The organism is Nitrosomonas sp. Nm84, from assembly GCF_003201565.1.
Lineage (GTDB): Bacteria > Pseudomonadota > Gammaproteobacteria > Burkholderiales > Nitrosomonadaceae > Nitrosomonas.
On the sequence record NZ_QJJP01000011.1, the window covers coordinates 41,537 to 49,644 of the forward strand.

6 protein-coding genes are annotated in these 8,108 nt (G+C 48.0%); 4 read left to right on the plus strand and 2 right to left on the minus strand.

Annotated features, from left to right (window positions below):
• Positions 1-13: 13 nt before the first annotated feature.
• The gene (bioA, locus tag C8R34_RS07345) at positions 14-1,354 is read right to left on the minus strand and encodes an adenosylmethionine--8-amino-7-oxononanoate transaminase (RefSeq protein ID WP_110339323.1); all 1,341 of its coding nucleotides are present in this window, start codon (positions 1,352-1,354) and stop codon (positions 14-16) included.
• Here bioA and C8R34_RS07350 point away from each other — a divergent pair.
• Positions 1,353-1,541 carry a hypothetical protein gene (locus C8R34_RS07350; RefSeq protein ID WP_110339325.1) on the plus strand — a complete coding sequence of 63 codons (189 nt, stop codon included), beginning with the start codon at positions 1,353-1,355 and terminating at the stop codon, positions 1,539-1,541. The two genes, bioA and C8R34_RS07350, sit on opposite strands and share 2 nt — an antisense overlap.
• Here the strand turns inward: C8R34_RS07350 and C8R34_RS07355 are convergent.
• Entirely contained in the window at positions 1,520-3,010 is a 1,491-nt protein-coding gene (locus C8R34_RS07355; protein WP_110339327.1) for a YdiU family protein, read from the minus strand. The two genes, C8R34_RS07350 and C8R34_RS07355, sit on opposite strands and share 22 nt — an antisense overlap.
• 289 nt (positions 3,011-3,299) lie before the next feature.
• Between C8R34_RS07355 and C8R34_RS07360 the strand changes: the two genes are divergently transcribed.
• From C8R34_RS07360 to C8R34_RS16450, 3 genes are all read left to right on the plus strand, one after another.
• Positions 3,300-4,193 (plus strand): hypothetical protein, encoded by an 894-nt coding sequence (locus C8R34_RS07360; protein WP_110339329.1) that lies wholly within the window; start codon positions 3,300-3,302, stop codon positions 4,191-4,193.
• A gap of 684 nt (positions 4,194-4,877) precedes the next feature.
• Positions 4,878-5,147 (plus strand): hypothetical protein, encoded by a 270-nt coding sequence (locus C8R34_RS07365; protein WP_110339331.1) that lies wholly within the window; start codon positions 4,878-4,880, stop codon positions 5,145-5,147.
• Positions 5,140-8,108: hypothetical protein (locus C8R34_RS16450; RefSeq protein WP_207896455.1), on the plus strand; the 2,969-nt coding region annotated here is incomplete at its 3' end. The genes C8R34_RS07365 and C8R34_RS16450, both read left to right, overlap by 8 nt.

An 8,108-nucleotide genomic window follows, 5' to 3' on the forward strand; every position in this document is an offset into this window, starting at 1 on the left:
GTTTGGTAGCCTGTTAGAGTGTATTCAGCACATGTAATGTACCATCGACCAGCAAATCCATCTCTTGTTCACTGATGATATAAGGCGGCATAAAATAAATGGTTTTTCCCAACGGACGCAATATTAATTGTTGCTCCAAACCTGCTTGAAAGCACTTTGCTGCAAAATCGTGATCGTTCGTTTCGACCTCGAAAGCCCAGATCATGCCGCAGTTACGAAAATTTTTCACTTGGGGGTGGGCCGCAAGCGGTGCTGCAATCGTATTCAGATACGCTGCCTTGGTTTTGTTTGTTTCAATGATTTGATCTCGTTCAAAAATATCCAGTGTGGCTAATGCTGCACGGCAAGCCAATGCGTTGCCGGTATGCGAGTGCGAATGTAAAAAAGCGCGCGCTGTTTTGTCATCATAAAAAGCCTGAAAAATCGCATCCGGTGTCATAACGACCGACAGCGGCAGATAGCCGCCACTTAAGCCTTTGGATAAACACAAGAAATCCGGTGCGATGTCAGCTTGGTTGCAAGCAAATAGGGTGCCCGTGCGGCCAAAACCTACTGCAATTTCATCGGCGATTAAATGAACCTGGTAGCGGGTGCAGATTTCCCGGGCGCGTTGCAGATAAACCGGATGGTACATGCCCATGCCCGTTGCGCCTTGAACCAGCGGCTCAAGAATAAGTGCAGCAATCTGCGCATGGTTATCGGCCAGGTGGCGTTCCAACACTGCCGCGGCACGGAGGGCATACGCTTCCGCTGATTCACCCGGTTCCGCATAACGCCAATCCGGCGTGGGAACATGCGTGCACGGGCGCAGCAGCGGTGCATAGGTTTCTTTGAAGATGGCTACATCGGTAACCGATAATGCCCCCAGTGTTTCACCATGGTAGTCATTCTGCAAACTGATGAAATGGTTCTTCTGCGGCTGTCCGCACAAAAGCCAGTAATGAAAGCTCATTTTTAATGCGATTTCAATCGCCGAAGCACCATCGCTGGCGTAAAAACAATGTCCGAGCGAGCCGGGTGCGATGGTCTTGAGTCGCTCCGATAATGCGACAACCGGTTCATGAGTAAAGCCCGCCAGCATGACATGCTCTATTTTTTCAAGTTGATCGCGAATTGCCGCATTAATCGTAGGATTGGCGTGTCCAAAAAGATTGACCCACCAGGAACTGATCGAATCAAGATAGCGCTTGCCGGCAGCATCATAAAGCCACACACCTTTGCCGCTGACAATCGGAACGAGTGGGTAGGTTTCGTGCTGTTTCATTTGTGTGCAAGGATGCCATACCGTTTCGAGGCTTCTTGTCTGGAGTTGTGCGGAAGAAGGTGGCGACGGTGTAGGGGTAGTGTTCAGCATGTTTATTAGATGGAAAATTAAATTCAGTGGCGGTTTGTTTCAGATTGTATCGGTGGCGATGGCAAACATCCAGGAAAAGCGCTGTGTGCGTGAAAAGATAGCGGAATCTGAGCGGGTGCCTGGTATCCGATCACAATCGCCTGTGGGTATCAATTTGCGTCAGAATTACGTGCCACAAAACGTTTGATACACACGCTCTGAAGGTGCTGGCGGAGTACGATAATCGTCATATTCCGGAACATCGGCGTATGGATTTGTCAGCGCCGCAAGCAGTCGTTGCATTGGCGAGTAATCCCCATGCTCAGTGGCTGCTGCCAGGGCTTCTTCAACGCGATGGTTGCGTGGGATGATCGCAGGGTTATGCTGCTGCATCAGGCAGAACGATGACTGTCTGGATTCGGACTGACGCGACAGTCTTGCTTGCCAATGTGCGTGCCATGCAATAAATGCTGCATCATGGAATACGGCAGTAGTGGGCAAGGTTTCCGACGCCAGTGCACGGAAGCTGTTGGTGTAATCGGCCTGATGTTCTCGCATCAATGTCAGCAAGGCTTCGATGAGTTGAATATCTTCTGTTTCTTCAGTGAATAATCCCAATTTTTTGCGCATCCCGTCCAGCCAGTGGGTCTGATGAATATGCGGGAAAGCGTGGATAGCTTCTTCTGCCAGTACCACTGCTTGCTCTTGTACAGGATGGAGTAGCGGCAGCAGTGTCTCTGCAAAGCGTGCAAGATTCCACTGCGCCATATGGGGTTGATTGCGATAGCTATAGCGGCCATGATGATCGATCGAACTGAATACAGTATGCGGGTCGTACGCATCCATAAAGGCACAAGGGCCATAATCAATCGTTTCACCACTGATAGTCATGTTGTCCGTATTCATCACGCCGTGAATAAAACCAACCAGCGACCACTTTGCCACGAGCGAGGCCTGACGTTCAATTACTGTGTTCAAGAGTGCGAGATAGGGGTTCTCGGCTGAGCTAAGATCCGGGTAATGGCGTTGGATAACATAATCGGCCAGAGTTTTAATGCCTTCTTCATCCCCCGTTCCCGCGATGTACTCAAATGTACCCACCCGAATATGACTGGCCGCTACACGGGTGAGAATCGCGCCGGGGAGCATGGTTTCCCGCATTATAGATTCACCGGTGGTGACGACAGCAAGGCTGCGTGTGGTGGGAATGTTAAACGCGTGCATCGCCTCACTAATGATGTATTCGCGCAGCATGGGTGCAAGCGCCGCACGGCCATCGCCACGCCGTGAGAAGGGCGTTTGACCGGAGCCTTTCAGCTGAATATCAAACCGTTCTCCAGCCGGAGTGAGATGCTCGCCCAGTAATATCGCACGTCCATCGCCCAGCATTGTAAAGTTGCCGAACTGATGGCCGGCATAGGCTTGCGCAATGGGGTGAGCCGAGTCAGGCAGTACATTGCCGGCAAACAGTTGCGCGGCTTCTTCCTCGGACAACGAACGAAGATCCAATCCTAGTGATTCTGCCAACGCATGATTCAATACCGCTATCCATGGTGCGCGCACTGGTACCGGGAGGAGTTGCACATAGAAAGATTTGGGCAAACGGGCATAGCTGTTATCAAACCGCCAGCCAATGCGATCGTTCGTAGGTTTTATATTTGTTTTTGTGTGCACCATATTGTATGTGTTGCGTTAAGTATTATTTGTCGAGACAGGTATTGTAGAGTATAAGCCGATGAGACATGCTGTGCGGGAATAGGTTGCAAACGTTTTGCTGGGAAATTCCGCTACAACCGCCAATCAGTAAGTGGTAATAATCTGGAGTCGCTCGAATTAAAATGAAGAAAAAAGGTTGTTGGAAATTGGACTCATAGGGTCTTGATTTGAGATTCTAAGAATGTGCCTGCTTTAAGTATCCGCATCATTCAATATCAAAATGAATTACTAACCATTTAAAGGCCACGCGATGAATGCACCTAAGTTTCGCTCTATTTTTACACCTGCATCTAAACAAGAACGAACTAACAATTTTGAGAATTACTGGCTCTTTACTCAGCATCACAATGGTGAATTACTGGAAGAAGATAAAGATTTAGTAAAGAAACGTAATAAATTCAACTCCTTTAAAGATAACCCGATTCAGTTAAGGGTGCCACTAGCCAACCCTGATGCTTTCTATCGTAATTATGTGGATATGCAGGATGATCCCAAGACTCTGGATCATATGACGCTAATGTTAACGGGCATGTATAAATTTGCTCGACATGAGTGGGTTGGCATTAAAGGTGCGTGGGATGCCGTGCCAAATATGGATAATTCACATTCAATTGAAGATAAGATCAGTCGTGTACATTTGGCAGAAGAGTTCTGCCATGTTCGTTTGTTCGATGAAATGTTGCGTACCTGCGGTTTGGATAAAGTAGAGTGGGTGCCATTAAGTCCGATTAAAGAAAAAATTTATGAGCAGTTTCCAAAGTTTCCCGATTTCTTACTGGATACACCTGCTTTTGTGACGGAATTAATGGGGGTTACCTACTATCGCCATTTAAATCGTTTAATTGATGAGCTATTTGTAAATGAACCAGAAGTTCGGATGCGTCTCAAAGAACTGTTGGATGAAATTACGATTGATGAAGTGGCCCACGTTGGACAGCGCAGAAATTTCATTGGCCCTGTCGGGATACGAGTTTCTAAATGGTTAGTTAAACCATTTTATACAATGTTTTTTAATGATATCCCAGAAGTTGGCATACTATTTGATGTAAAACAAATGATCAATGATGGAGAATCTTTTGATTTCAATCAATTGCCTGATTATATTATCGAAAAAAGCTGGATTCCTTCTTACTGTAAAGTTTAAAAGCGTGTAACTTGATGTAGTGGAAGCAATCTCAATGACAGAAAGTGTCCTAGATTTTGTGCAAATAGTGTCTAATAGTAATGGGGCACTTTTTCGTTAAAATAAACTGTAGTAATTCAGACCTAATCTGACAATTGCCCGATTTGACGATGCGTCTGTTAGATCAAGCTCAGTTATTCAATGCGATGAATTTTATCGCCCCATTCTTCCTTTGCGTCAATTAAAGCAAGCTTAAGTATCAGCAATAGCAGATTCTCTGGTTTGATAAACATTATCTGTCAGTGTCAGCCATTCACGTTTCAAGCGACTGAAGAAGCGTTCAATAATGGAATACCTCCTTATCGGATAGGACATGCATCGCGATTGCTTCCTGTCGAGTTTCAATCTATCAATTCATCGATTTCCTTCAAGAAATTCCCTTTCCGGGTGCGGCGAGTTGCATCATATTCCGAAAAACTCATGCCAATCACTTCAATAATCAGTTTTAGAACATAGTTATAACACCCGACCCAGTACCCTAGGATCGTTGCCGTGCAAAGGTTTCATTGAATGAAATAAGAAGTAAAAAGCGGCGTTTTACACGATTCAGCGATGCGGATATATGGGTAACATATTCCTACGCGATGTAGTTTCTTGCTTACATATTTCAATCTCATACGGTTTTAAAGACTAAGGATATACTTAATGGCTATCAGTGTTCTGCAAGGTTTCACGCCTAACAATCGAAGCAATAAGCATGACTTAAATCTTAAAACCTATAACACAATAGCAATCGAATCGCTTGTTGTTGAGCATGGTATGACCAACAATATGGCCGATTCAACTCGCACAAGACCAGTCGTGACCAATAGTGCGGTTGGGATTGCCAGTGTATTGCCTGCATTCTTATTTGCTCAAGATTTACGCGTAACGGCCATGGATAACTTTCAAATTGATTGGGTGGAAAATGGCTAATAACTTTGTGCCAGTTATTATTGGCAAATCGGCGATTACGGGTAATGAAGACAGTGCCATTTTAATTAACGGTTTTTCCGTTAGCGATAACGACAATCCATCGAGTCTCAGGGTTAAAGTGGGTGTCAGCCACGGTAGCTTGGCGCTTACCACGACAACGGGAATTACCGGAACGACTGCAGGCGCATCACTGGAGTTCGAAGGCAGCATTGCAAACCTAAATACGGCACTCAATAGCCTGACTTATCAAAGCAACTTGAATTACTCCGGAGCGGACGGTTTGACGGTACAGGTCAGCGACGATAACGGTGTATCCTGGCATGACTATCTCGTCGATCAGCCCGGGAAGTTTTATAACTCAAACAATGGCCATTACTATGAATTCGTCAACGCTACCGGTATAACTTGGGCAGCTGCCAAAACTGCTGCGGAAAGCCGTACAGTCTACGGTTTGAATGGCTATCTGACAACGGTTACCTCGCAACTGGAAAATGATTTTATTAAACCGAAACTAGGTGGCATTAGATGGATGGGGTCTAGCGATGCAGCTACAGAGGGTGATTGGCGTTGGGTAACCGGACCTGAGGCAGGTACGCAGTTCTGGTCCGGAAATGGCTCTGGAAGTGCTATCGGTGGTTTATATAACAATTGGTACAGCGGAGAGCCGAATAATTACGGTGCGGGCGAAAATTATGGTCTTTTTTATCAGGCGGATAAGTGGGCTGATGCACCAAATAATTTTCTCAACTATGCAATAGGCTATGTTGTCGAATATGGCGGGACTGGATTCGGCACGCTGCAAACCGTACCGCTGACCGTCACGGTCAATGCAGTCAATGACGCTCCGGTTCTGAATAATCTTTCTGGCGATGCCGCCACGACGACAATCAATCAGGTTGTGCTAATCGATATCGGCACGGTGGTCACCATCACCGATGTAGATACAACCAATTTCAATGGCGGTACCCTGGTTATCACCACCACATCCGGTACCGCCAACGGCAGCTTCTCCCTTGATGGCGCCAATGCCGCTTCCGGTGGTAATAATACGGTCGCAGCGGGTGAAACCATCACCGTCGGTGGAACGACGATCGGTACCGTGCATGCCACCAATGATGGCCAAAACGGCCGTACCCTGACCATCACACTCAATAGTAATGCGACCACAACCAATGTCGCCACATTGATTAAAAACATCGGCTTTGAGAGTGCTACTGCCGGTTTGCGTAATTTCAATCTTGCGCTATCGGAGAGCGACGGCCAAACCGCCAATGCCGCATTCTCAGTCGATGTTCAAAACAATCCGATGGTCAAGGGAAGATCGTCGGTAGCGGGTAACGAGGACACGCCGATCAGCATTACTGGATTGACCGTCAGCGATGCCGACAATCCCGCCAGCCTGACCGTCAAGATAGCAGCCAATCAAGGCTCCTTGACGCTGGGCACGACCACCGGCATTACCGGCACGACATCCGGAAATTCCCTGCAATTTAGCGGCAGCATTGCCAATCTGAATACCGCCTTGGGCGGCCTGTCCTATCAAGGTAATTTGAATTATTCCGGAACGGACGATCTAACGATACAGGTCAGCGACGATAGCGGTGCGTCCTGGCATGACTATTTCGTCGATCAGGTTGGGAAGTTTTATAACCCAAACAATAGTCATTATTATGAGTATGTCAGCATTTACGGGATAGACTGGGCAAGCGCCAAGGCAGCTGCAGAGAGTCGCACGCTATATGGTTTGAATGGTTATCTGGCAACGATTACCTTGCAATCGGAAAGTGATTATATTACCGCCAGGCTGGGTGGCTCGGGCTGGTTCGGGGCCAGTGATGCAGCTATCGAGGGTGATTGGCGCTGGGTAACCGGACCTGAAGCGGGTACGCAATTCTGGTCAGGGGCGGCGAATGGAAGCGCTGTGAACGGGCGCTATAGTCATTGGATATCCGGTGAGCCCAATGATCAATCGGGTGAAGACTATCCTAACCTTCTGTTAAATGGATTTTGGAATGACGTTCCCGGGAACACACCCGGTATACAAGGCTACATCGTCGAATATGGCGGCACTGGATTCGGCACACTGGGAACCGTACCGTTGACCGTCACGGTCAATGCAGTCAACGATGCTCCGATTCTGAACAACCTGAACGGCGATGCCGCCGCGACGACAGTCAATTGGGCTGTGCCGATCGATACCGGCACGGCGGTCACCATCACCGATGGCGACACAACCAATTTCAATGGCGGCACCCTGGTCATCACCACCACATCCGGTACCGCTAACGGAAGCTTCTCTCTGGATGGTGCCAATGCTGCTTCCGGCGGTAATCATACGCTTGCAGCGGGTGAAACCGTTACCGTTGGTGGAACGACGATCGGGACCGTGCATGCCACCAATGATGGTCAAAACGGCCATACCTTGACTGTTACCCTCAATAGTAACGCGACCACAACCAATGTATCCGAATTCATTAAAAATATCGGCTACCAAAGCGCTACCGTCGGTTTGCGTAATTTTAATCTTGCGCTATCGGAGAGCGACGGCAAAACCACCAATGCCGCATTCTCGGTCAATGTTCAAGACGCCCCGTCGATCAAGGGAAGATCGTCGGTCGCGGGCAACGAGGACACGCCGATCAGCATTAGTGGACTGACCGTCAGCGATGCCAATAATCCCGCCAGCCTGACCGTCAAGATCGCTGCCAATTACGGTACCCTGACACTGGGCACCACCGCCGGCATTACCGGCACGACGTCCGGAAGTACCCTGCAATTTAGCGGCAGTATCGCTGATCTGAATACCGCCTTGGGTAGCCTGTCCTATCAGGGCAATTTGGATTATTCCGGAACGGACGATTTGACGATACAGGTCAGCGACGATAACGGTGTGTCTTGGCATGACTATTTCGTCGATCAGGTTGGGAAGTTTTATAACCCGAACAATGGCCATTATTATGA

Excerpts from the sequence above, each read along its gene's own strand:
- bioA (WP_110339323.1), bottom strand. The coding sequence starts at position 1,354 with ATGCTGAACACTACCCCTACACCGTCGCCACCTTCTTCCGCACAACTC.
- C8R34_RS07360 (WP_110339329.1), top strand. The coding sequence starts at position 3,300 with ATGAATGCACCTAAGTTTCGCTCTATTTTTACACCTGCATCTAAACAA.
- C8R34_RS07365 (WP_110339331.1), top strand. The coding sequence starts at position 4,878 with ATGGCTATCAGTGTTCTGCAAGGTTTCACGCCTAACAATCGAAGCAAT.
- C8R34_RS07350 (WP_110339325.1), top strand. The coding sequence starts at position 1,353 with ATGTTTATTAGATGGAAAATTAAATTCAGTGGCGGTTTGTTTCAGATT.
- C8R34_RS07355 (WP_110339327.1), bottom strand. The coding sequence starts at position 3,010 with ATGGTGCACACAAAAACAAATATAAAACCTACGAACGATCGCATTGGC.